At 56.3% G+C, this 25421-nt stretch carries 19 protein-coding genes and 1 pseudogene; all 20 read left to right on the top strand.

Features of this window, described 5'->3' with window-relative positions; genetic code table 11:
* Nucleotides 1-94 precede the first annotated feature (94 nt).
* A complete protein-coding gene (tssB, locus tag ACW17M_RS16430) occupies nt 95-604 on the top strand; it encodes a type VI secretion system contractile sheath small subunit (protein ID WP_009287535.1) in 510 nt (169 codons plus the stop codon).
* A 53-nt stretch (nt 605-657) separates the two neighbouring features.
* Nucleotides 658-2139, top strand: coding sequence for a type VI secretion system contractile sheath large subunit (gene tssC, locus ACW17M_RS16425; protein WP_009287536.1), 1482 nt, complete (start codon nt 658-660; stop codon nt 2137-2139).
* 15 nt (nt 2140-2154) lie between these two features.
* Nucleotides 2155-2586 carry a type VI secretion system baseplate subunit TssE gene (tssE, locus tag ACW17M_RS16420; protein WP_022521991.1) on the top strand — a complete coding sequence of 144 codons (432 nt, stop codon included), beginning with the start codon at nt 2155-2157 and terminating at the stop codon, nt 2584-2586.
* A gap of 18 nt (nt 2587-2604) precedes the next feature.
* The gene (gene tssF / locus ACW17M_RS16415; RefSeq protein ID WP_022521992.1) at nt 2605-4368 is read left to right on the top strand and encodes a type VI secretion system baseplate subunit TssF; all 1764 of its coding nucleotides are present in this window, start codon (nt 2605-2607) and stop codon (nt 4366-4368) included.
* The gene (gene tssG / locus ACW17M_RS16410) at nt 4332-5351 is read left to right on the top strand and encodes a type VI secretion system baseplate subunit TssG (protein ID WP_027956916.1); all 1020 of its coding nucleotides are present in this window, start codon (nt 4332-4334) and stop codon (nt 5349-5351) included. Before tssF ends, tssG begins: the two co-directional genes overlap by 37 nt.
* A 3-nt stretch (nt 5352-5354) precedes the next feature.
* Nucleotides 5355-6821: a type VI secretion system-associated FHA domain protein TagH gene (tagH, locus tag ACW17M_RS16405; RefSeq protein WP_161463693.1), complete on the top strand. Its 1467-nt coding sequence runs from the start codon at nt 5355-5357 to the stop codon at nt 6819-6821.
* On the top strand, nt 6818-7357 hold the full coding sequence (tssJ, locus tag ACW17M_RS16400) for a type VI secretion system lipoprotein TssJ (protein WP_009287538.1): 540 nt from the start codon (nt 6818-6820) through the stop codon (nt 7355-7357). Before tagH ends, tssJ begins: the two co-directional genes overlap by 4 nt.
* Entirely contained in the window at nt 7357-8691 is a 1335-nt protein-coding gene (gene tssK, locus ACW17M_RS16395) for a type VI secretion system baseplate subunit TssK (protein WP_041159246.1), read from the top strand. Before tssJ ends, tssK begins: the two co-directional genes overlap by 1 nt.
* Nucleotides 8692-8694: 3 nt before the next feature.
* A complete protein-coding gene (icmH, locus tag ACW17M_RS16390) occupies nt 8695-9540 on the top strand; it encodes a type IVB secretion system protein IcmH/DotU (protein ID WP_009287540.1) in 846 nt (281 codons plus the stop codon).
* An 8-nt stretch (nt 9541-9548) separates the two neighbouring features.
* The gene (gene tssH, locus ACW17M_RS16385; RefSeq protein ID WP_400670110.1) at nt 9549-12170 is read left to right on the top strand and encodes a type VI secretion system ATPase TssH; all 2622 of its coding nucleotides are present in this window, start codon (nt 9549-9551) and stop codon (nt 12168-12170) included.
* A gap of 4 nt (nt 12171-12174) precedes the next feature.
* Complete coding sequence (locus ACW17M_RS16380; protein ID WP_051052062.1) at nt 12175-13758, top strand: sigma-54 interaction domain-containing protein; 1584 nt, start codon at nt 12175-12177, stop codon at nt 13756-13758.
* 62 nt (nt 13759-13820) lie between these two features.
* A complete protein-coding gene (gene vasI, locus ACW17M_RS16375; RefSeq protein WP_223828105.1) occupies nt 13821-14414 on the top strand; it encodes a type VI secretion system-associated protein VasI in 594 nt (197 codons plus the stop codon).
* 18 nt (nt 14415-14432) lie between these two features.
* A complete protein-coding gene (gene tssA, locus ACW17M_RS16370) occupies nt 14433-15896 on the top strand; it encodes a type VI secretion system protein TssA (protein ID WP_051052064.1) in 1464 nt (487 codons plus the stop codon).
* A 57-nt stretch (nt 15897-15953) separates the two neighbouring features.
* Nucleotides 15954-19604, top strand: coding sequence for a type VI secretion system membrane subunit TssM (gene tssM, locus ACW17M_RS16365; protein ID WP_457547779.1), 3651 nt, complete (start codon nt 15954-15956; stop codon nt 19602-19604).
* Nucleotides 19588-20226, top strand: a complete 639-nt coding sequence (locus tag ACW17M_RS16360) for a GNAT family N-acetyltransferase (protein WP_457547778.1) — start codon at nt 19588-19590, stop codon at nt 20224-20226. Before tssM ends, ACW17M_RS16360 begins: the two co-directional genes overlap by 17 nt.
* Nucleotides 20226-22214: pseudogene (locus ACW17M_RS16355) on the top strand (type VI secretion system Vgr family protein); the annotation flags it as partial. The gene ACW17M_RS16360 and the pseudogene ACW17M_RS16355, both read left to right, overlap by 1 nt.
* Nucleotides 22215-23237: a DNA/RNA non-specific endonuclease gene (locus tag ACW17M_RS16350; protein ID WP_457547841.1), complete on the top strand. Its 1023-nt coding sequence runs from the start codon at nt 22215-22217 to the stop codon at nt 23235-23237.
* Nucleotides 23238-23253: 16 nt separating this feature from the next.
* Nucleotides 23254-23589, top strand: a complete 336-nt coding sequence (locus ACW17M_RS16345) for an immunity protein YezG family protein (RefSeq protein WP_027956904.1) — start codon at nt 23254-23256, stop codon at nt 23587-23589.
* 96 nt (nt 23590-23685) lie between these two features.
* The gene (locus tag ACW17M_RS16340; RefSeq protein ID WP_457547840.1) at nt 23686-24210 is read left to right on the top strand and encodes a DUF2169 domain-containing protein; all 525 of its coding nucleotides are present in this window, start codon (nt 23686-23688) and stop codon (nt 24208-24210) included.
* A 102-nt stretch (nt 24211-24312) separates the two neighbouring features.
* On the top strand, nt 24313-24966 hold the full coding sequence (locus ACW17M_RS16335) for a GAD-like domain-containing protein (RefSeq protein WP_161463708.1): 654 nt from the start codon (nt 24313-24315) through the stop codon (nt 24964-24966).
* Nucleotides 24967-25421: the final 455 nt, after the last annotated feature.

Genomic DNA, 25421 nt, shown 5'->3' with positions numbered 1-25421 from the left:
ATTTGGTACTTTCGGTGTAAATCCGGTACTTTCCCGCAATTAATAAGCATTCTTCTTTGAATCGAAAATGTTCTAATTTTTACGGGCGAAAACCATGGCTAAGCAAGGAACGGTCGCGCCGAAAGAGCGCATCAATATCAAGTATGTACCCGCTACAGGTGATCAGCAGGCCGAGACTGAACTGCCGTTGAAATTATTGGTGGTCGGTGACTTCAAGGGAGGCGAGGAAGATACCTCCATTGAGGAGCGTGAGGCTGTTTCTGTTGATAAGAATAACTTCCAGTCTGTTATGCGCGAAGCGAACCTTGGCTTGCAGGCTGCGGTTCCCAATCGGTTGCAAGAAGAGGGTGAAGCAAGCGATTTGGCCGTCAATTTGGAATTTAAATCACTCCATGATTTTGCGCCCGACAGTATCGCTCGGCAGGTACCGGAGCTGCGTAAGCTAGTCGAATTAAGGGAGGCGTTGGTGGCATTGAAGGGGCCGCTGGGCAACGTACCTGCTTTTCGTGATCGTTTGCAGAAGCTACTCGAAAGTGACGAAACGCGTCAGCAGCTGTTGGCGGAGCTAGAGCTGCTTGATTCTGACCCTAATCGTAACGATTAAGCATTCTTATTTTCGTGCTAGTCCAGTAACCGGATTGTATTCGAGGCATCTCTATGAGTGATACGGCGCAAAAGAAAAGCCAAACGGTGGAAGCCCAGGAAGAGGTTTCTTTACTTGACCAAGTGATGGCGCAGACGCGTATGGCGCCAGCGGATGAGGGCTACGACGTTGCCAAGCAAGGCGTTGCCGCTTTTATTTCCGAACTGTTAAGCGGCGAGAATGCTGCCCCGCAGGTTAATAAAGCCGTTGTGGATAGCATGATCGTTGAACTTGACCGGAAAATTAGTCGGCAAGTTGATGAGATTCTTCACGACAATAGCTTTCAGCAGCTGGAGTCTGCGTGGCGTGGCTTGAAGCTGTTGGTCGACCGCACCGATTTCCGCGAAAACATTAAGCTTGATGTGCTTCACGCCACCAAAGAAGAACTGCTGGATGACTTTGAGTTTGCCCCGGAAATTACCCAAAGCGGGCTCTACCAACACGTTTATGCTGGCGGGTATGGTCAGTTTGGCGGTGAGCCGGTAGCAGGGATTATCGGGCATTATGATTTCACCCCCTCGACCCCTGATATGAAACTACTGCAGCACACGGCTGCTGTAGGGGCGATGGCCCATGCGCCGTTCCTGTCAGCGGTGGCGCCTTCCTTCTTCGGCATCGATAGCTTTGAAGAGCTGCCCAATATCAAAGATTTTAAAGCCATCTTTGAAGGGCCCAAGTACGCGCGCTGGCGTAGTCTGCGCGAGTCAGAAGACGCGCGCTATTTAGGTCTGACGGCGCCTCGTTTCTTGCTGCGGATGCCCTACGACCCGGTCGAAAACCCCATCAAGACATTTAACTATCGTGAAACCGTCAGCGAAGATCACGACCATTATCTTTGGGGTAATACGGCGTACCTGCTGGCCGAGCGCTTGACTGACAGCTTTGCAAAATACCGCTGGTGCCCGAACATTATTGGCCCTCAAAGCGGCGGTGCGGTTGAAAACCTGCCTGTCCATACCTACGAAGCGCTAGGCCAGTTGCAGGCTAAAATCCCCACAGAGGTGCTGGTAACGGATCGCCGCGAGTTCGAGATGGCCGAAGAAGGCTTTATTTCGTTAACGATGCGTAAGGGCAGCGATAACGCTGCTTTCTTCTCGGCTAACTCCGTACAAAAGCCCAAGGTATTTCCGAACACGCCCGAAGGCAAAGACGCTGAGACCAACTACAAGCTGGGTACTCAACTGCCGTATATGTTCATCATCAACCGCCTGGCTCACTACATTAAAGTGCTCCAGCGTGAACAGATCGGTTCATGGAAAGAGCGTCAAGACCTTGAGCGTGAGCTGAATACCTGGATCCGCCAATACGTGGCCGACCAAGAGAACCCGCCCTCCGATGTACGCAGCCGCCGCCCGCTGCGTGCCGCCTCTATTCAGGTGTCGGATGTCGAAGGCGATCCGGGTTGGTACCAGGTGTCTATGTCGGTGCGCCCGCACTTTAAGTACATGGGTGCCAACTTTGAGCTGTCGTTAGTCGGGCGTCTCGACAAGGAATAAGGGAACCTCTCCATCATGGCTATTAACCATGGCAGCCTGCTAGGTAGCCGTCTGTTTGAGCGTCTTGCGATGCCTGAACAGCCGTTAGCGCATGGGGAGGATGAGAGGCTGGCGGAAACTGTTGAGTCGATCAAACGACACTTAGTGGAGTTGCTCAACAGTCATCCGGGCAATAGCGCCTGTGAGCCTGAGTTGGGGTTGCTGGACTTCAATGATGCAACGATCGGCGTGCTGGATTTAGAGCTGAATATCCAGCGCGCCATTCGGCAATGCATCGAACGCTTTGAGCCGCGGGTTCAGCACGTTGAAGTTGAGTCATTACCCAATAATGGCGATCCCTTACAACTGCATTTTCAAGTACATGCCACCGTAGCGTTAGGGCGAGATAACGCCCACGCCACGATCGACTTATTGCTCAATAATAAGCGCTATCAGTGTCTTAACTGATAGGCTTGCGAGGCCCGAATGCTAAATCGCTATTACCGGGACGAGCTCAATTTTCTGAAGCGCCAAGGGCGAGAATTTGCGGAGGGCAACCCCGGCCTGAGTCGCTTCTTGTCAGAGCGCAGTACCGATCCTGATGTTGAACGTCTATTAGAAGGCTTTGCCTTTCTAACTGGCCGTATGCGCGAAAAAGTGGAGGATGAGTTCCCCGAACTTACCCATTCGCTGATCAGCATGCTATGGCCGAACTACTTGCGCCCGGTGCCTAGCATGACCGTGGTGCAATTTACCCCTACGTGGCATGCGCTGAGTACCCATCAGCTCCTGGAGCGGGGTACGGAATTGGCCAGTAAGCCAGTGGATGGCACTACCTGCATGTTCCGCACTTGTCATGACGTGACGCTCTATCCGCTCGAACATGCGGGGGTTGAGGCACGCCATACACGCGATGCCTCCATTGTTGAGTTGGCGCTTGATGTACATAGTGATCAGCCCCTCAGCGCGATGGGGATTGATACATTGCGTCTGCACCTGGGTGGAGACGCTTATACAGCGCGCACGCTTTACCTGTGGATGAGCCACTACCTAGCGCGCGTAGAGCTGGAAATTGATGGCAAACGGCTGCCTCTGCCCAAGCAGTTGCTGCAGCCGGTTGGTTTTGATCGCCATCATGCACTACTGCCCTACCCGAGGAATGTGTATCAAGGGTATCGGATACTGCAGGAATACTTGTGTTTTCCAGAGGCTTTCCATTTCTTTGATGTAACAGCCCTGAGCCAACACTTGCCGGCCATTCCCGCAGACAAAATTATTTTGCGCCTAGAGTTTGAGCGTACGTTACCGACCGACGCACGGGTGAGAGACGAGCATTTCGCTCTGTATTGCTCGCCGGCGATCAACCTGTTCTCTCACGATGCAGAGCCTGTTGATGTCAGCGGGGAGCGCAGTGAATACCGCATTCACCCCAATAGTCGATCTCCCGGCCACTATGAAATTTTTAGCGTCGATAAGGTGGAAGGCTGGTTAGAGAACGAGACCGGTAAAGGGCGCGGTACGCCGCGTGAGTACGTGCCTTTTGAAAGCTTTCAACACCAAGTCAAGAGAGACCGTGGCAACGATGCCTCCTACTACCGTCTTCGCGTGCGCGACAGCTTGCGCGGGGATGGATTTGATCACGACATCTCCTTTGTGCGTGGCGATGAGCGCAGCTACATCGGCATGTCCGAAACCGTCTCGCTCGGATTGACGTGTAGTAACCGAGAGCTGCCTGAGCGTTTGACGGTAGGCGATATTTGCTACTCAACGGAAGAGAGCCCCTCTTATGCCATGTTTCAAAATATCACCCGCCCCACGCCAGTGTTGCGCCCCACGCTGGACGGCAGCTTGCTATGGACACTGATTTCTAACCTATCGCTTAACTACTTATCGCTACTGGAGCGTGATGCGCTGTGTTCTGTGCTGCGTGCTTACGATTTCCGTGCCTTGGTCGATAGGCAGGCCGAGCGAGTGGCTCAAAAACGGCTGGCAGGCATTGTTAGCATTGAAACCCAGCCCATTGATCGGCTGAAAAGAGGGCTGCCCATTCGTGGTCTGCGTTCGGTCATGACGCTAGATCAAGATGCCTTTGGCGACGAAGGGAGTCTGTATTTATTTGGCAGTGTGCTGGCGCGGTTCTTCTCCTTGTACGCCAGCATCAACTCGTTTCATGAGCTGCATGTTATTAACCGTCAAAATCACGAGCGCTACAAATGGACCTTACAGTCGGGGCAACAGCCTCTGATGTAGCGCTTGCCCCTTTGATGGCAAAGGCGCGGCGTTACGATTTTTATCAGCTAGTAGAGCTTCTGCACCGTCATCATGGCGATGACCTAGAGTGCGCTCAGCGAGGCGCGCCCGCTTTTGAGCGCGTGCGCTATAGCGCTTCAGCGTCACTAGGCTTTCCCAGCAGTGATGTGCTCTCACTGGCTTTTCAGCCTGAGGGCCATTATGAGCTGGAAGTTAGCTTCTTGGGTCTGCAGGGGTCTCAGTCGCCGCTGCCCAGCTATTACCTTGAAACATTAGCGCATGAGGCCGCCCACCACGACGGTGTTGCAGGCGATTTCCTGGACTTTTTCAATAACCGCTTACTGGCGTTAGTGCACCGCAGTTGGCGTAAATATCGCCACTACATCCGCTATCAGGATGGTGCTAGCGATGGATTTTCGGCGGCCATTTTTGCTTTGGTGGGGTTGGCGGACAGTGACCTGCGCGTTGAGACGCCTATTAACTGGAGCAAGATGCTGGCTTATGCCGGTTTGCTGGCAGGCCGTTCGCGTTCACCCGAGGTCGTCTGCAGCATCGTAGGGCACTGCTTTGACCTTGATGATGTGCAGATTGAAGAGTGGGTACATCGCTGGGTTCAGATTCCGATGGATCAACGCAGCCGAAGCGGTATGGCAGCAATGACGTTAGGCAGCGATGTAGTGGCCGGTGAGCGCGTTGCTGATGTTAACGGCAAATTTGTGCTGGGTTTATTTGGTCTTACTTTGGAGCGTTTTCGCGACTTCCTACCCGATGGCAGGGAGCATGCTCCATTGCGCACCTTGGTTGAGTTTGTGCTGCGCGAGCCGTTGGCCTACGACCTAGAGCTAGAGCTGTTACCCAGCGCCGTAAAGCCGATGCGGTTAGGCGATGCTGGCACCTGCCAGCTCGGCTGGACCACCTTTGTTAATCCCGAGTCCGGCAGCGCCTCAAAACGCCGCCGAGTGCGTATTCAGATGACAGGTTAAACAATGAACGCCAACCCAATTTCCGCTGTAACGCTGGTCATTGCCAATAGTGAGCGCCTAGAAGGCCGTTCGACAAGTAGTCATGTCTTTCATGAAGTCGGCGGCACCCTAGGCTGCTCAACCGATGATGACTGGTTATTGCACGATCACGCCGGCCGAATTCGCCCGCAGCATGCCCAAGTGAGCAAAATTGACGGCAAGTTCTGCCTGATTGATAGCAGCGGGCACACCTTTATCAATCGCGCCACCCTGCCGATTGGGCGAAACCGTAAGGTCGCTTTGAGCGAGGGCGATGAAGTGCTAGTCGGCGAGTACCGTCTTAAAGTGCATTTGGGTGATCGGCAGAGTACTCAACCCGGTGCTCAACCTCTGGCCTCGTTAGTCAATGAAGAGCAGGAGGCGGTAGATGCGTATGGCCGCCCGTTGGTTCAAGAAGACCAGCCGCTACGTGCGGAAGCCGCAAAAAAAGAAGATCCCATGGAGGCTCTTGGCGGGGTAGCGCGTGGAGTGGGGCACGAAGACCCAATGGCCGCTCTCGACCCTCGTGCTGCCAATGCTCAGCTTTCCGAATCCATTGAAGAGATGCCTGAGTTGCTTGGCTCCGAGCGGCGCGTTGAAGGAAGTGTGGGGCGTGACCAGCAAGAGCGGCGCGAAGGCGCTGTTCGCATGCCCGCGATCAAACGCAAGCTAGGCAGCCATTCACCGGACAGCTATTCACCAAGCGGTTATTCACCAAGTAGTCATTCGCCAAACGGCTATACAGCAGGCAACCAGACAGAGAGGAGCAGTAGCATGGATGAGCGGGCAATAGATGACCTCGAACGTTCCGTTGGCGAGCAGTTAGAGGATCGCTGGCAAAAGCCTAGTGGCCGTTCCCTTGGCCATGTGGGGGCCGACCCGCTATTAAGGGGGTTGGATATCGACATTCCCTTCCGTGATAGCGAAGAGCAGCAGGCGTTTCTTGAAGAAGCGGGCCATACGTTACGGGCTGCTATTAATGGCTTACGTGCTCTGCAGCAAACCCAAAACGATAGCAAATACCCCCTCCGGGATCGTCGTTTACAGCCTATCGAAGATAATCCCCTGCGCCTTGGCCAGGCGTACGAGGCCACTGTCGAGACGATGTTTTCGGCCCAGCGCAGCCCGGTTCACCTTTCGGCGCCCGAAGCAGTGGGGGAGTGCCTGCGTCATCAAGGCCATCACCAAGCGGCAGTTGAGGAAGCCATTGAGTACGCCCTAACCGCTATTTTGGATGCCTTTTCACCTGAAGCGCTGCTCAAACGTTTCCATGCTTATCGGGGGGCAGGCACCCGCATTGAAGATGAAAACAGCTGGGCCTGGGAAATGTACCGCCACTATTACCACGAGCTTAACTCAGGCCGCCAGCTAGGTTTCCAAAAACTGTTCTGGGAGGTTTTCGAGCAGGCGTATGACCAGTCTGTTCGTCGCCAGCAGCGGGAGGGCGCATGAGCAAGGCCAAGAGCCTCGGGCTTGTTGGGGTGCTTTTAGTGCTGCTGTCAATCACGGGCTGTGCCTCGACCCGTGAAGCAGCCGGTAAAGCCTGGGAAGTCATGCTAGACCCCTCGATACCGGTTGGCTATCCAGAAGATCAGCCCACGCTGGTCGATTTAAGCATGGTCGCAGAGCCCGATGTGAACCCAAACATCGATGGCGAGGGGACGCCGCTGCGCTTTCAAATTTTGCAGCTTAAAGATGACTCCATGCTAATGGCGGCTGACATGGATCAGTTAAGTGAGGATATGGAGGCGGCATTGGGCACGAACTATCTGACCCATGACGACTTCACCTTGCTACCTGGCCAGTGGAAATTCTACGAACCCTTCGCCATTGAAGAGGACACGCGCTATATCGGTTTGATTGCGTTCTACGCTGAGCCAAACGAGGCGGAGTGGAAGAAAGTCGTCAAAGTGAAGGCCAGTTCAGAGAATTATCACTTGCTGGTTCATCTGCGCAACAGTGAAGTAGAACTAAGGAAGGAAGAGTGATGGCCAGTCGCAATCGCGTGGTATGGAGTGAAGGGCTATTTATCAAGCCGCAGCACTTTCAACAGCAGCAGCGCAGCCTTGAAGGGTTGATTGATACGCGGCTTAAAGGGGTTAGTCACTATCTGTACGGATTTTTGACCCTGGAGTTGAACAACGAGTTTTTAAGCTTTGGCCGGATTGCGATTAGCCGGGCGAGTGGCGTCATGCCCGATGGCGTTGCTTTCCAATTGCCTGAGGATGATTTAGAGCCTTCTGCACTGGAAGTTGTTGATGCGGGCATTACTAACCAGGTGGTCTATTTAGGCTTGCCGCTAGCCACGGATAGCGTCGGGGAAGTGCGCTGGCCCGATGACGAACTGCCCGCACGTTATCGCCTTTCGCCGCGCAGCGTGCGCGACCTGCACTCCCGCGACGGTGATATGGCCGACCTGGATGTGGCGCGCGTTTCACCGCGCTTGTTGTTAGAGCAAGAAGACCGCAGTGGTTATGCCTGCTTGGCCGTTACGCGCATTCTAGAGCGTCGCCCCGACGGCAGCTTGGTACTGGATGAGCAATTTATCCCCACCTTAATGAACGTGCAAGCAGCGCCAAGCCTGCAGCGGTTTGTGGGTGAGATGGCGGGTTTGATGCGAGAACGGGCGCGTAATATTGCTCAGCGGCTGTCGACGCCCAATCAGGCAGGGGTGGCCGACGTAACGGATTTCATGCTGCTGCAGCTACTGAACCGTGCTCAGCCGCGTTTTCAGCATCTGGCGCGTTTAGGGCAAGTTCACCCAGAACGGCTTTACGACACCATGCACGAAATAGCTTGTGAGTTGGTGACGTTTACCGATGAGTCGCGTTTGCCGCCTGAGTGCCCTGCTTATGACCATGAGCATCCCGAGCGCGGATTCCGGCCCTTGATGCAGATGATGCGCCAAGCGCTCTCCACCGTGCTTGAACCCCGCGCGATCGCCATTCAGATACAGACACGGAAATTCGGCCTACTGGTGGCGCCGCTTTCGGATACCAGCCTGTTCGAAACAGCCGAGTTCATTTTGGCAGTGCGCGCCGATATGCCTAGCGAGCGCCTGCGTAAGCAGTTTCTACAGCAAACCAAAGTGGCCAGCGTCGAGCGTATTCGCGACCTTATTAGTCTGCAATTACCGGGTGTGCCCTTGGAGCCGTTACCGGTGGCCCCTCGTGAGTTGCCTTATCACGCGGGCTATACCTATTTCCAACTCAGCCGACAAAGCGAAGCCTGGGGAATGCTGGATGGTGCAAGCGGTTTTGCCTTCCACGTGGCGGGCGAATTTCCCGGGTTGGAGATGCAGTTTTGGGCGATCAGGAGTTAAGCCATGCAAGATATTGCCACGCATCAAGATGACGCCAAAAACGACTACCCGATGGGTGAGCCGGTTCGCCATGAAGATCAAATAAAAGACAGCGGCGTTGAGCAGTTGGTGCATAGCCATGCCCAGCACCTGAATGCTGACGAGGACTACTGGTTTCGGCTGCGCGGGCACAACTTAAACCCGCTGGTCGATGCATCGAGCAGCCTGCTGGGCATGGCGGTGCGCGTCCGACAGGTGGACGGCGCTGATGATCTCGAGCGCTTATATCGTCAGGTAGTGGACGAAATTGCCTCTATCGAAATTGAGCTAACCGAACAGGGGTATGACCGCCCGACACTGCTCGCCTACCGCTATGTGCTTTGCTCGTTTATCGATGAAACCGTGATGGGCATGCCCTGGGGGAGGCAGAGCGTGTGGGCTGAGCACTCGCTGCTAGCGAGGTTTCATAACGAGACCTGGGGTGGCGAAAAAGTTTTCTCTATCCTCGCGCGGCTGCAGCAAGAGCCTCATCGCTATCGCGACATGCTGGCCTTTATCTATTTGTGCCTGTGCCTTGGGTTTGAGGGGCGTTACCGGGTGAAAACCCATGGTCGTGAAGAGTACGACCAGATTGTACGCGCGCTGGGCGATCAACTGGCGTCCCTTGATGAGCCGCCAGATGAGATGCTGACCCAGCCACTTAGGCATGTGGTGAAAGGGCGTGGCAAAGGGATGCACGAGGGGTTACCGCTGTGGGCCATCTTTGCCCTGTTCGGCGTTACGTTGGTGGGTATTTATTTGGGGCTTTCTTGGTCGCTGGATCAGCAGGCTGAGCAAGTCAGAGCTTTACTCGATCAGATTTATCGTTAGGAGATAGCATGCTTAGGGTAGAGCTACCGGCGCTTATTAGTCGACTGAATGGAATTTCTCGTCATGGCCTCGAGCAGGCCGCCGTGCTGTGCGCAGAGCAGCAAGCACCGGAGGTGACCACCGGGCACCTGCTGCTGGCGCTGGTCGACCAGCCGCTATGTGATGTGCGCTTACTGCTGGAAACGCTTGATATTGATGTCGAGGAGCTGCGCGCACGAATGGCTGAGGAGAGCCGTCCGCCTCGTGATCTTGATGTGTCGACACCCAGCTTTTCGCCGTTATTGGTAGAGCTGCTGCAGGACGCGTGGTTACTGGCAGCCACCGAGTATGGACATCAAGCGCTTCGCAGCGGCGTGCTTTTCACGGCGCTACTGCACAACGCCCCGCGCTATTTAGGTCCGAAGAGCACGGCGCTACTGGAAGATATCAATCGCGAAAATCTACGCCGCCACTTGGAGCGTCTTACGGCCGATTCAGCCGAAGCACCTCGGGAGGGTGCCGACGCTAAACAACGCCAGGCTGCTCATCCTGCTGGCGATGACAGCGCACTCGCCCGTTTTGCTACCTCGCTGACCGAACAGGCGCGCAAGGGTGAGCTTGACCCTGTGCTGGGGCGTGACCCGGAAATCGACCAAATGCTCGATATCCTGGGGCGTCGGCGCAAAAACAACCCCATTGTGATTGGCGATGCCGGGGTGGGTAAAAGTGCTGTGGTAGAAGGTTTAGCAGCACGCATTGTGGCGGGACAAGTACCCGCTGCGCTGGCAGGTGTTGAGTTGCTGACCCTTGATCTAGGTGCGCTACAAGCCGGTGCCGCGGTGAAAGGCGAGTTTGAAAAGCGCCTTAAAGCGGTGATTGACGAAGTCAAAAACGCCCCTCGTCCCACGCTGCTATTTATAGATGAAGCGCACACGCTGATCGGTGCTGGTAACCAGGAAGGCGGCGGTGACGCGGCCAACTTGCTCAAGCCCGCCCTGGCCCGGGGCGAGTTGCGTACTATCGCCGCCACTACCTGGCGTGAGTACAAAAAGTACTTTGAAAAAGATCCGGCGCTGTCGCGGCGCTTCCAGCCCATTGCGCTTTCCGAGCCAAGCGTAGAACAGGCACTGGTCATCCTGCGCGGTTTGCGGGATGTGTATGAGCGCGCCCACGGCGTGCTGATCGGCGATAGCGGCCTGCGTGCTGCCGCTGCGCTTTCTGCCCGTTACCTGGCCGGACGGCAACTGCCTGACAAAGCCATTGATGTGCTGGATACCGCCTGTACCCGATTGGCGCAGGCTCTGGATACCCCGCCCCGCAAGCTAAGCCACTTACAGAGTGAACATATCGCCGCGCTGCGTGAGCGCGATCAGGTCGAGCGTGAACGTCTGCTGGGGCGCGAACCGGATAGTGAACGCCACCACGACTTAACCGAACGCTTAGCCAAGCTGGAAGAGGAGTTGGCAAGCCTGGAAGCCGCCTGGCAAGCGCAGCGCGAATGCGTCGATGCCATTGTGGCGCTACACCGCCAACTGCTAGAGGCAACGGATAATGATGCCGTTGATCAACTTCCCGAGGGCGTGCATCAAGAACTCGCCGAACGGGAGCAGCAGCTGGCCCAACTGCAAGAGACGTTTGCGCTGGTTAATCCCAGCGTTGAAGAGGCGCAAATTGCCCAGGTGATTGGCGACTGGACCGGCGTACCGGTCGAGCGTATGACCAGCGACGAGCTAACCCGCCTCACCGAACTGCCGACCCATCTGGATGCGCTAATCCAGGGGCAGGGCAGTGCGATTGAGCGTATCCATCGCCACTTGCTAACCGCGCGTGCGGATCTCCGTCGCCCGGGGCGGCCATTGGGCGCATTTCTGCTGGTAGGCCCCAGCGGCGTGGGTAAAACCGAAACCGTGGTGCAAATTGCCGACCAGCTGTATGGCGGTCGTCAGTTTCTTACCACGATCAATATGTCGGAATACCAAGAGAAGCACACGGTTTCACGTCTGATTGGTTCGCCGCCGGGGTATGTCGGGTTTGGCGAGGGCGGGCTACTCACCGAAGCGATCCGTCAGCGCCCTTATTCGGTGGTGCTGCTGGACGAAGTCGAAAAAGCCCATCCCGATGTGCTTAACCTCTTCTACCAGGCGTTTGATAAAGGCGAACTGGCCGACGGGGAAGGGCGCGTTATCGATTGCAAAAACGTGCTGTTCTTCCTGACCTCTAACCTGGGCTACGAAGCCATCGTTAGCTATGGCGATGACCCAGCAGCGCTGGATGCCGCGCTCTACCCGGTGCTGGCTGAGTTCTTTAAACCGGCGCTATTAGCGCGTATGGAAGTGGTGCCTTACTTGCCGCTGGACGGCGATACCCTGCGTGACATCGTCAAGGCCAAGCTGGATACCTTGGCAACACGCATCCGTGAGCGCCATCGCCATGCCGAGGTGGTGCTGGATGACAGCCTGGCCGAGGCAATTTGTAAACGTGCGACGCGGAGTGAAAACGGCGCACGCATGCTGGAGTCGGTGATCGACGGTGAACTGCTGCCGCCGCTTTCCCGTGCCCTGCTTGAGCGTATGGCACGGCGCGAGAACGTTAGCCGGGTAGTGTTGGGCACGGATGCCGACAGCGGTGTCTTTACTGCGGAGGTGGCATAGCGCCATGCAGGTAAAGGCTCTTGACCAGCGCAATGCTAGCGAAGCGCAGCCTTTAGCTGGGCTGGCGGCTATGCCCATGGCGCTTGCGTTGGTTGAAAGTACCACACCACGGGAGCTGCGCTTACGCAGTCGGCAACTGCTGGGTAATAGCCTGGGCTTGGCGTGGGTGGAGTGCCTCTATCTAGACAGCAGCGGCCGCTGGGTGGGCCGTGATAATAGTGAGGCGCGCTTCAACTGTGATGAGTTTAGTCACCCCTACGCCCATGCCATCCGCAGCGGTAAACCGGTGACACTGGGCGTGGGGGAAGCGCGTACCCGGCTTGATCATCCCGGTTTTCAAGCCCAAATAGCCTCCCTCAGTGGCGACTTGCGGCTACACGTGAGGCCGTTACGACTCCAGGACAGTTCGCGGGAGTGGCTAGGCGTGCTGGCCTTCGTCACGGAAGCGGCAACCTTGACGAACCTCATGGAGTGTAGCGATTTTGTCGCTTTTGAGGCCCTGCTGTGTCGGTTGTGGTCGCGCCTGGCAAGCAGTCAGGGAGAGCGTCAGAAATCAGCGGTATTGCGTGACTCGTTAGCCAAGCTCAACGACAACACCCGGCGCCAGGGGTTAGCGGCCAAGCTTGCGAGTGATTTGCTGGGTAACTCCATCGCCATGCAAGAGCTTCGGCAGCAGGTGATTCGTGCGGCCGAAACCAATTTAGCGGTGTTGCTCCAGGGCGAAACCGGTACCGGCAAAGACCTCGTGGCGAGAGCGATTCACCGTTTCTCGGCACGCGCCAAGGCGCCGTTCATGGCGATTAACTGTGCCGCGATCCCCGAGTCGCTGCTCGAGTCGGAGCTGTTCGGCCACTCCAAAGGGGCGTTTTCAGGCGCTGATCAAGCCAGGGAAGGGCTCATCGCCCAAGCCGACGGCGGTACGCTGTTTCTGGATGAAATCGGCGATATGCCGCTAGCGCTGCAAGCCAAACTGCTCAGGGTGCTGGAGAGCGGCCGCTATCGCCCCTTAGGGTCGAATGAAGAACGCTGTGCAGACCTGCGTCTTATTGCGGCTACCCATCAGCCGCTACGCGAGCAGATCAAACAGCAGCGGTTTCGCGCTGACCTCTATTATCGCTTAGGCCAGTTCCCGCTTTCGCTGCCTTCGCTGTCGGCACGGCGTGAAGACATCGCCTTTCTGGCCGAGCACTTTGTTGCTGATTTCTGTGCACGGGAAGAACGCAGTGAGATGGGCATCACACCCGCCGCGTTGCGGCAGCTAAAAGAGCGTGATTACCCCGGCAACGTGCGTGAGCTCAAAAACTTGATCGATTATGCCTGCGCCATGACCCCCGCCGGTGGCGATATTGAAGCCTTGCTCCTGCCCAGCGATACCGCCAGTGGCGCTGATTCAGCGACATCAGAAGCCAGCGGCACGCTGAATAAGATCCATGATCTGCGCCAAGCGGTTCGCGATTATGAAGCGCAATTGATTAGCCAGCGATTGCTTTACTACGGCGGGAATCGTGCCCTTGCAGCAGAGAGCCTGGGAATACCCAAGCGAACGCTCTCCCACAAATGCCAATTGCTAGAACTGGATGCTAAATGAAAGTGACATTCGTAAGTTGCCGATGGCAGCACAGGCTATTGATTTGCCTCTGGCTACTAAGCATGAGCAGCGCACTACAAGCAGAGGATAGCGCGGCGGTATTGGAACAGGCGCATCAGTGTGGCCAAGAAAGCTCCCGTTTGGATCGCCTGGGGTGCTACGACAGTCTGTTCCTGGACGAGCAGAGCACGCCAAGTGATAGCGCTGAATTGCCGCCACTTTGGCACGCAGTTGTCAGCCAAGAGGAGAAACGCAATCCCGATGACTTTGGCCTGATAGTCAGCGCCGAGGGAAGCCAAGTATTAATGACGGTGCCCGCGCGGGGCACAACGCCTCCGCGGCCCGTATTAGTACTGGCCTGCGAGAAGTTAATTACCCGCTTCCAGGTGCACCTGCCCAATGCCTTGGATACCCCCCGCGTGTCGTTGCGGGTCGTCGCGGATGGACGTGATGTCTCTCAACAATGGCGAGTGCGCGATGACGGCCACGTGGTAAGCGGTGGGCGCGGCCTGCCCGCCATTGAAACGCTGCGGCAATTATTGAGCGCCAACGAGCTTGTGTTGAGTAGCGACGCAGCGGCTCTGGACGGGCTGCGTTTTGATGTATCAGGACTGCGTCAGCAAATTCAACCGCTTCGCAGCGCCTGTCGCTGGTAGTGGGTATAGGAGTTCGTGATGCGTATAACGGCGGATAGTCACCTTGAACCCCTGCTAGCGCCTCTGCCTGCCAATGAGCAGGGCGAGGAGATCGGCGTTGTGCTGGAGGACAGCGCCGACTACCTGCGCCTTGAGGCTGAAATGATGAAGGTCGGCTCATTGCAGCACCAAGACGTTGATTGGGATACGGCAGAAGCATTAGCCATCACTATGCTCAGCCATAAGGGCAAAGACCTAAAGGTGTTGGGACACTTGCTGCACTGCCTGCAGCATGAAGGCAATGGCGTGCGTTTCGCGCTTTCCCTAAGGCTGCTGGCCGGTTGTCTTGAAGCCTGGTGGGCGTTGGCATACCCCTTCAATGGCGCACGTGGGGCTAAGTTGCGGCCCAGGCTGTTCCAGCAATTTACCCAACGCACGCTGAAGCTTGCCGCGGGCCTCGACTTTCATAATGCCGAGGATGAGTTTCTGGCCTGCCGCCACTCGTTGGAAAACCTGCAAACGTTAGCCGCGGACAAGCAGTTGCCCGCTGACTCACTTGACGAGCTGATGCGCCTGCTGGATGAAAAACAGCCTAATCAAAACCGTGCTGCATCGGACTCTCAAGGCGGCAACGCGTCCGGTGGCGATGCACGGACGGCCGCGTCTTCTTCCTCCAGCGGGGCTGAAAAGGTTGAGCAGCCCGGTGGGGCAAAAGTCCCCGAACTGCGTCTGGAGGCGGGCAATGAGCGCGCCAACCGCCAGTCTCTGCTCAAAATGGCCGATTTTCTAAACGAGCAAAACCCGGGCGAGCCGCTGGCATACCGCTTGCGTCGCTATGCCATCTGGAGCGCCATCCAGGCGTTACCTGCTGCAAGGGAAGGGGGGCGTACCGAGTTAGCCCCTGTGGCTGCTGACCGTGTGGCGGATTATCGAGAGGCGCTTTCCCGGGGCGGTGACGAAGCGCTTTGGCAGCGCATAGAGAAAAGCGTTGCGGTCAGCCCCTACTGGCTAGAAGGACACCGCTTGAGTGCCGAGCTGGCCAAGCGCCTAGGGCGGCCGCGGTGCGCTGAGGCTATTCGCGATGAGTCGGTGCGGTTTGTGGAAAGGCTCCCCGGTATTGAGTCGTTAACGTTTAACGATGGCTCGCCTTTTTTAGATAAGGAAACACAGCAGTGGCTGTATAGCGGTGCTGGCAACGGCGTAAATGACGGCGCCGGTGGCGGTGAAGCATGGCACGCGGGGTTAGAGGAAGCGCGTAGCTATATGGGGAGTGAAGGGTTAGGGCCTGCCTTGCAGGTGCTTGACCAGGGGTTAGCGTCGGCACGCTCCTTGCGCGAGAGCACGTACTGGCGCTTGGCCAGCGCTGATTTGCTGCAGGAGGCGGGGCTAGAAACGCTCGCCCAGCAGCACTACAGCACGCTGCACCAAACTGTTAATGAACTTGATTTAGAGCAGTGGGAACCAGCGCTGGTTTCGCGGCTTCAGGCATCGCTTAGGACATGACCTCAGGGTATGGCAACGATGATCGACTTTATCACTAGGGACGAGGATTAAAGGCTCATGTGGGGAACATTGAAATCAAGGCTGAGCCGCTGGGTGCCCGGCTTTTCACGTGCACAGAGCACTCACAATCGCGCCAAAGCGCAAGCTAACAGAGTCAAGGGGCTAGGGCGGCTTTCCATGGCCATGTGGGGCGTATTAATCGTGCTCCTATTAGTGGCTATCTGGTGGTTAGGGCCTAGTTGGGAAGTGCGAGACAGCTACCCATTAGGCCCCTGGGTCAATCGGTTACTGGCTACCTTGGCGCTGGCAACGTTAGTGGCGGTGATTTGGGGCGTTCGGCTTTCCCGTCGACTGCGCAAAGCCGATGAGCTCGCGCAGGATATGGAGTCGCAGCAGTCAGACCCCATACAGGAGAGTATCGACCAGCAGGAAACCTCGCTGAACAACGTATTATCCGAAATCATTGATAGCGTTGGCAGTGGGGACAGCAGCCGCTATCGCCTTCCCTGGTATTTGGTCATGGGGGTCGAAAACGCGGGCAAAACCAGCTTGGTCAACCGCTCTGGGCAAAACTTTGCGCTGTCCAATGTCATGAAAGCCTCTGGCATCAGCAGCAAGAAAAACCGCTTTGGTTTTGACTGGTGGATTGGCGATAAAGCGATACTCATCGACCCTGATGGCGAGTTATTGACCCAAGGCGCACTGGAAACTGGCGAGCCTGACGAACTGAATAGCCGCCTATGGGATCACTTCACCGAATGGCTAGAGCGTAACCGCCCACGCCGCCCGCTGGACGGCGTTGTGCTGGTGTTGGATCTAGCCCGTCTTAGCCACGCCCAGGTAGCCGTTCGTAAAGCGTACGCGACGCTGTTACGTAGCCGCCTGCGCGAGTTGATGGAGCGCCACGGCAGCCGACTACCGGTTTACGTCACCTTCAGCAAAATGGATTTGCTGCACGGTTTTGACGATTTTTTCCGCCATTACTCCCGTGCTGCACGGCGGGCGCCGTTAGGCTTTACCTTCTCGGCTAAATCCATTGATACACCGGGACAGTGGGAAGAAGAGTTCGCCGCCGCTTACGACAACATGCTGGAACGCCTTAACCGCGCAATGCCCACCATGCTGGCAGAGTGCCGCGACCGGGAAGAACGGGAATCGGTATTTCGCTTTGTGCGCCAGCTAGCAGGGCTGCGCGATGTGCTGCTCGGTTTCCTCAACGAGGCGCTTTCCAGCGACCGCTTTTCCACCGCGGCGATTGTACGCGGCACTTATTTCACCTCGGTTTATCAGCAGGGGGTGCCTGAAGATCCTTTCGTTGATGCCGCGGCCCGCCGTTATGGCATGCCCGAAAGTGTTCAGCCAGCGCACCGTGCCACGCGCAGCGCCCTGTATTTCACCGAAGAGCTGTTTGAAAAAGTCATTTATCCAGAAGCTGGCCTGGCCGGTGACAACGCCAAAGTAGCCCGCCGCCGCCAGCGCACTCGCCAGGCGTGCATCGTCGGTTGCATGTTAGTGAGTGCGGTAATGATCGGTGGGTGGAGTCATTTCTACCAGAAAAACGCGACCTCGCTTTCCACCGTCGAGCATCGGGCGGAAACTTTCCTGGCCACCCATCCCGAAGAGTTTCAGAGCGACGACCCAACGGGCTACGAAATGCTGGCGCCGTTGGATCGCCTACGCGATGCGATGCAAACCTTCGAGGGCTACCGTACACACACACCTTTCCTTGCCGATATGGGGCTTTATCAAGGCCACATTATTGGTGGCCAGTTAGAGAATGCTTACCTCGCCATGTTGGAGTACCAATTCCTGCCGGCGTTGATGGTGGGCATCATGGATGACATGAACCGCGAAGAAGAGGGCAGTAACGCCAAGCTGGCGCTGCTGCGCATTTTGCGCATGATGTCTGACGCCAGTGGCCGCCAGCCCGAACGCGTACACGACTTTATGGCGCAGCGTTGGCAGTCGGATTTCCCCCAGCGTGGTGAAATCCAAGACCGCTTACTGGCTCATTTAGATTACGCCCTGCAGCACAGCGATTTGGAAAGCCGGGTTGCCGCTGGTAATCGGCGCGCTGAATATGCCATGGCGCCACTACGCGGCAGCTTAGTCGCCGCGATTGACGACCTATCACGCCTGCCGATGGATGAGCGGGTCTACGCCACCATGAAAGCTGACAGTAGCCGTCGCGGAGACCCTCTCGACCTGCACCGTCAGGTGGGGTCGATGTTCAACACGGTGTTTATGGCGCGTAACGATGAGCCCTCGTATGTGCAACTGCCGTATCTGGTTACCCGGGGTGGCTTCGAAAATCACTTCCTGCAACAGCTTGATAGGGCAACCGAGCTAGCGCTTATCGACTTGTGGGTATTGGATCAGCGCGAAGACATCAACTTCAGTAACGCTGACCGTCAGCAACTGCAAAATGCCCTGCGTGACTATTATGTCAGTGACTATCGCGTGAGTTGGCGTGATGCCCTGCGCAACACCCAGCTTGTGCCCCTGCCGGACATTCATCAGGCAGCGGTGGTCGCCGATGCGCTGGTCAGCGCAGAGCGCCCGTTAGACCGTCTGTTAGCAGCGGTCGAGCAGAATACCCGTCTCTATCCGGAACTGCCTGAAGATGACGAGGAAGCCCGTGAAGCGCTACAGCGCTCACCGCGCTATCAGCTTGCTCACGATATCGAGCAGCAGTTTACCGCGATTAACAAGCTCTCCAATCCTCAAGAGGGGGATCCCTCCTCCCTGGAAGAGATCAAATCGGCGGTAACGGAGCTGCGCGATTACCTGCTTGATATAGAAGAAGCCAGCGACCCAGGGCGCGCCGCTTTCATCGGCGCGCGTGACCGCTTATCGCTGCGCGGTGATGACCCAATTTATCGCCTGCAGCGTATTGCTGACAGCTCGCCCGAGCCTGTCGCAAGCATGTTGAAAAGCCTGGCGGATCAAAGCTGGCAGCTCATCATGGCAAGCGCTATCAGTCACCTGGAAAATATCTGGATAGATGAGGTAGTGGCACCCTATCAAGAGCGTTTAGCCGGGCGCTATCCGCTGGTGCCCAGTGCAAGCCGGGATGCTTCGCTAAGCGACTTTGAAGCCTTCTTTGCTCCTGAAGGTATCCTCGACAACTTCTATCAGGATAACTTGCAGCCCTTTATCGAAGGTGCGCCTGAGCAACTGGTGGATACCCAGGGTAATTCGCTACTGCGTGAAAGCGTGTTTGCCGCCGTGTCACAGGCGGAACAAATTCGCCGTGCCTATTTTGGCCCTGATGGTGCGCTAGACGTCGAGTTCGCTCTTGAGCCGATCAGCTTAAGCCCCGACAAGCGGCGCAGTGTGATCAGTGCCGATGGCCAGCTCATTGATTACACTCACAGCGCCAGTAGTCGGGTCTCCATGATTTGGCCAAATACGTTGCGTGGCGGCACGGATAGCCGCATCACCATGGTGCCCAGCCAGGTAAATCACTCGCCGCGGAGTATAACCCGCGATGGCGCCTGGGCTTGGTTCCGGCTGTTGGAAGAGGCAAACATCACCAGCGTTAATGAGCGTGAGTTAGAGCTACGTTTCAACGTGGACGGGGGCGCTATGCGTTATCGCCTATTTACCGATAGCGCCCCCAACCCCTTTACCCGTTCGCCCGCCGCAGGCTTCCAGTTACCGTCGGCACTCTATGCAGAACGAGGGCCCTATGCTGACGAAACTTAAGCAGTGGCTCTCCCCCTCAGCTAGCACGACCCATGACCACCCAGGTGGTCATGTGGATAGCGGCCCTGATGTTAATGGCCAAGCATCTTCCCGCGCGCTTGAAAGCGCCCGCGAAGGGGATATCGATAGTTTTATCGAAGCCGTCCAGCGTGCCGATGCAAAAGGGCATTCGCCCTGGGTACTGCGTGACAAGGCCTACCTGGATACGCTGCGCCGTGCTCTGGAATTTACCTTGCATCGCCAGGTGTGGTTGCAGCGTGAGCAAGAGCACGTTGAGCACTGGCAGGGGCGTTTACTCGCCCTGCGCCATGGGGATGGCCCGCCCCTGGGGATGGTGTTGGCGTGCCGACCCGATGACGAAGCCGCCTGGCAACTGCGCTTCTTCTTTATCAGCCAAGAGTGGAAAGGCAGCGGCCATGGCGCACGCCTGCTGACCGCTGCCCGGCTGAGTCTAAGCGGCGTACCGCTACAAACACGGCTACCACTGGGCTGCCACACGGCGATTCAAAGCCTGGAAGCGGCGGGATTTCAGCGCATGTACGTCGATGCTTTTGAGGTAGCGAGCTACGAAGCGCCCGCTCAATGGGATGTAAGACAGCAGCATCGAAGAGGATTTTCATAGTGGCTGATAGTACCGGTCTACAATTCACTCTGACCCTACCCGGCGCTGATGACACCGCCGTGGTGCGCTTTACTCACCGCGAGGCGCTGTCTGAGCCGTTTGCGCTCTCGGTCGAATTCGCCAGCCGTACCCACGACCTTTCGCCCAGCGACTGTTTGGATCAAAATGCCACCCTTACTATTTGGCAAGACGGTGAGCCGCTACGCCGGGTGCATGGAATTATAAGCGAACTGCATCGCGGCGATCGCGGGCACCGACGCAGCTTTTACCGAGTGGAGATTCGCCCCGCCCTGTGGCGGCTATCGCTGCGCCACAACTCGCGGATTTTTCAGGATACGTCGCCCTATGATGCGATCACCACCCTGGCCAACGAGCGCGGCCTCACCGATATCGGTTTTGCCACCACCCGAATGCCCCTTGATCGGGAGTATTTGGTGCAGTACCGTGAGACCGATTTGGCCTTTATCGAGCGCCTGGCCGCTGAAGAAGGCTGCTTCTATTTTCATGAGTTTGAGAACGCTGAGGGCGGCAAACACCAGCTTGTGTTTGCTGATGCCACAGTGGTGCTGCCCGGCGTAGGCGAGCGCACTTACCACGCCCGCGCCGGGGGAACCCCGCCCCGACGTCACGTGCGCAAATTGCGACAGGTCAACCGCGTGCGCCCAGCCTCGACGATGCTCAAGGACTACACGTTTAAGAACCCGCGCTATGCACAGTTACACGAACACCAAGGTCGAGATATAGAAGCTAGTGGTCAGCGAACCTATTACGAACACTTCGACTATCCCGGGCGTTATAAGAAAGACGCCTCTGGCAAGCCCTTCACCCGCCACCGATTAGAGTCCCTGCGCGCCGACGCGAGCACCGCCGAGGCGGAAAGCGATCTCCCTGAACTTGCCCCTGGTATCTGTTTTACCCTCACGGATCACGATATCGATAGCCTTAACTGCCGCTGGCAGGTGGTTTCGGTGGTGCACCACGGCGAGCAGCCTCAGGCGTTGGAAGAGGACGGTATGGCCCGGGGTAATAACGGTAGCAGCGTCCAATCGGGCGAGCAGATGACCCGCTACTATAACGAGCTGTTGATCATGCCTAAGGATCAGACCTTCCGCCCGGTGCCCAATCCCAAGCCGCGAGTGGATGGCCCCCAGGTAGCTTTTGTGGTCGGCCCCGAAGGCGAAGAGATCTACTGCGACGAATATGGCCGGGTCAAAGTGCAGTTTCCCTGGGATCGCTACGCCGAGCCCAATGAAACCGCCAGTTGCTGGGTACGTGTTGCCCAGGGCTGGGCGGGTGGCGGTTACGGCAGCATGGTGATCCCCAGGATCGGCCACGAAGTTATAATATCACATTTGGAGGGCGATCCCGATCAGCCGCTGATCACCGGGCGAACCTACCACGCGTCCAATACCCCGCCTTATCCGCTCCCTGCCAACAAGACACGCACGGTGATACGCACACAGAGCCATAAAAGCAAAGGCTTTAACGAACTGCGCTTTGAGGACGCCACCGACAAGGAACAGATCTGGCTCCACGCCCAGAAAGACCTAGAGTTATTGACGCTTAACGACCGCACTGAAGAGATCAAGCGCGACAGCCATCTAAAGATCCACCGTCACCGCCAAACAGAGATCGATAACGATGACCATCACACGGTGCACCGCCACCGCTTTGAGCATATAGAAGGTACCCAGCATTTAAACGTTGAGGGCACCATGCACATGCGTGCTGGGCAAGCCTGGCTAAGTGAAAGTGGCCAGGAATTGCATATCAAATCGGGCCAACAGGCGGTGCTCGAAGCCGATGGTGAAATCACCCTCAAAGTGGGCGGCAGCTTTATCAAGCTCGATGCTGGCGGCATCACAATCGTCGGCCCCCAGGTCAAGATCAACGCAGGCGGCAGCCCCGGAAGCGGCACCGGGCAGGCAGCAGAAAACCCACGCCTACCGGGCGAGGCAGCGCCAGAGGTCAGTGAAGATGTCACCCTGATGGCGCATCAGCAGGCAGAGCTTGAAAGTGAAGAAGCGGGCTTCTTCCAAAATGCCTGGCGCCATACCAAAGGGTTTGGGCGAGGCGCTGCAGGGGTGGTAGAGGAAGCCGTTGAAGGCACCATCGATATGGCGGTCTACTCCGCTAAGGTTAGTCCAGGCTCTTGGGCGCTTGAGCAACTGCATCCAACCTATCAAGGTCACTCCGATGCGATTAATGCGGCCCGCGAAACGACAGCAATGCTGATTGATAACCCTGGATTAGTGGCGGATGCGGTCACCGAACCGTATCGAGATGCGATGGCACGAGGAGAGGTAGGAGAAGCCATTGGCCGTGGAGGAGCAGAGTTTGCTAGCTTGATTTTTGCGCCTGCGCGAATAGGACAAACGGGGCGCGCTGCTTCACGTGTGGGACAGTTGGGCAGGGGCAACCGCAGTGGGGTGCCAGTAGGCAACGAAGGGGTGCAGATTAGCGCGAAGCAAGGAGGGAAGATTGTTCACCGGTTTGATAATGTTACGGATTTCAATCGGGCGGCTAACAATCCTCTGCCAAATGCGCGTTATGAATATGATCCGTATGCTTGGGAAACTGATAATCTAGGCCGAGTTACGGAAGCTTCCGGCACAGTCCGGTTGGATGCGCTGGATGGCCGAGCAGGCACGGACGGCATTAGCACTAGTGTTATTGGAAAGGAAGGGCAGCCAGGAGATGTAGGCTTTCACCTTATTGGTGATCAGTTCGGTGGGCCTACAAATAGATTGAATGTGGTGCCGGGTAATGGGGCGCGAGTGAATCCCAATGGCCCGCCGAATTTGAACCAGGGCCAATATGGGAAATTTGAGCGCTCTATGAAGCGAGCTGCCCAAGATCCAGTGAATGTTGGGAAGAATGTGGAAGTCAGGATTTCGCCTCAGTATAACCCCAATAATAGTACAAATAGGCCTGATGAGTTTGAAGCTTCATACCGTGTTGATGGAGAGCGCCGGAAAACGTTTGTATTTGAAAATAAACAAGGTGGATAAAGAAAGGAGTAAGGAAATGTCTATAGAATTTCAGAAAAATGTTGTTCAAGAGGTGGCAGGCTTAGTTGGGCCAGGATGGGAGAAGATAACTGTAAATATTGAAATTGATGATGTTGAAGGAGAAATAGTGGTAAGCCCAGAGGCTGATGTTTGGTATGACGGAAGTGCCGATGAACTTCGATTAGATATAGTGGCTCGAAATTCTTTTAAAAAGCTTCGTGAGGTTATGGCCCAGAACGATAAGGAAAATCGTGCCTGGACGATTTGCGATCTTGAAATTCAGAATGATGGACAATTCAAATTTAAGTTCTCATATGATGAACCGCCTAGATTGGCTACTTTGAAGGAGTGACAAAGAGAGCGCTTAATATTCTGTGCCAGCGGTAGTGTTCAGAATTCTGTGTCAGCTAGCTCACAGGTAGATATGATCGTCTAGTTCCGCTGGCAACTGCTCGGCGGCTGGCGAGTGACACAAGCCGAACCGGTGAGCGAAGTCCCGCTGGACTACCGCTACGCCTTCGGCGGGCACTACAGCCTGCCGGAAGGGGACGCCACCACCAATACGCTCTACTACCCCGACAACCCCGCCGGGCGCGGCTGGTTGCCCTCCCGTGCAGACTACAAGCGGGTGTCCAGCGAGGTCGCCCGGTACCTCAAGCCCGACCTCAACGCCGTCACGCAGTTGCCCGCCCCCCAACTGGAAGACCCGGACTGGCTGGTCACCTCACCCTTTGACCGTCCGGCCCCGGCAGGCTTTGGGCCCATAGCCCCCTGGTGGGAGCCCCGGGTCAGTTATCAAGGCACCTTCAACGACCACTGGAAAACCCAGCGTTTGCCCTACTGGCCAGAAGACTTCGACTATCGCTTTCACCACAGCGCCCCGGCGGATCTGGTCGCCCCCGACTACCTGCGCGGCGACGAAATGATGATCCTCACCAACTGCCTGGGTAATCCCCCCAAAAAAACAGAGTGACCGATTGAGCACGATGGAGGGGGCTGCCGATACGGCCATTGCCAATGATCAGGGAGTTGCGAAAATGAACGTGCGACTGGATATGGCTCGAGGATATTGACTATGCGTGATGAAGTGTTGGAAATGTTTGTAGAGGAATTTGGTGAACCCACCAGCCCCAGGCGGGCCAAAACGGACGAGGCCGAGCGTTACCGGGGAGTCTTGCCGGACAAACTACTGGAGTATTGGCAGGATCTTGGCTGGAGCGGCTTTGCCGACGGCCTGTTCTGGCTGGTGAACCCGGCGGACTATGATCACTTGGTGTCCATGTGGCTGGAGGGAATGCCCTTCGAGGCCCTGGACACCTACAGGGTCATTGCCCGGACAGCATTCGGGGAGTTATACCTGTGGGGCGAAAACACCAACCGTTCTTTTGTGATCAGTTGTCCGACTCATGCCATTATAGCCATGGAAAATAAAGTCAAAACGGTTGCCCCAGACACTGATAGTGCCGTCGAAACATTTTTTGTTATGTCTCGCAGAAAGAGGTACGACCTTACCGACATGAGCGAAAAGCCGCTGTTCGCCCAGGCCCTGAAGAAGCTGGGCCCGCTGGGGCCGGACGAAGTCTATGGCTTTGAGCCTGCCCTAGTTGCAGGCGGTGAATGGTCCGTTAACAACCTGGCCAAACTGAACCTAGATATCCATCTGACCATCCTGCGCCAGATGGCCCCGCCGGAGATCCCGTTCTCCGGGGTGAAGGTCGATATAGATTAAACAAGGGAGATTTCTACAAATTGTTAAGCACTTTATTCTAAGAGGGAAAACTTCGAGTAGTTCTTTTTTCGTTCGATACGCCCCTGGATGAGGGTTGCCTAAGCGGCGACTATGGCAGCATGGCGACCCACAGGATTGGTCATGAGGTTATAATATCACATTTGGAGGCTGGCCCGGGCCAGCCACTGATCACCGGGCGCACCTACCATGCGTCCAATACACCGTCTTACCCGCTTGCGCCAAAAAAACTCACACTGGCATCCGATTTACCAGTTTAAGAGGTGGAGTAGGACATAGTGCCAAGCTGCTGTGTGGCTCCAGCAGCCATATATTCCATAAAGACATAAGCACCTCTCAACAAAGAATTTCCCGCACTCTACAGCTATCGTTAGGCTTATAACTATTGTCCATGTCTACCAAAAGCGCCTGTTTGTTAACAGGCGCTTTTGGTGCTG

Source organism: Vreelandella sp. 2A-K22 (assembly GCF_054065485.1).
This window is presented reverse-complemented; position numbering and strand designations above follow the sequence as displayed.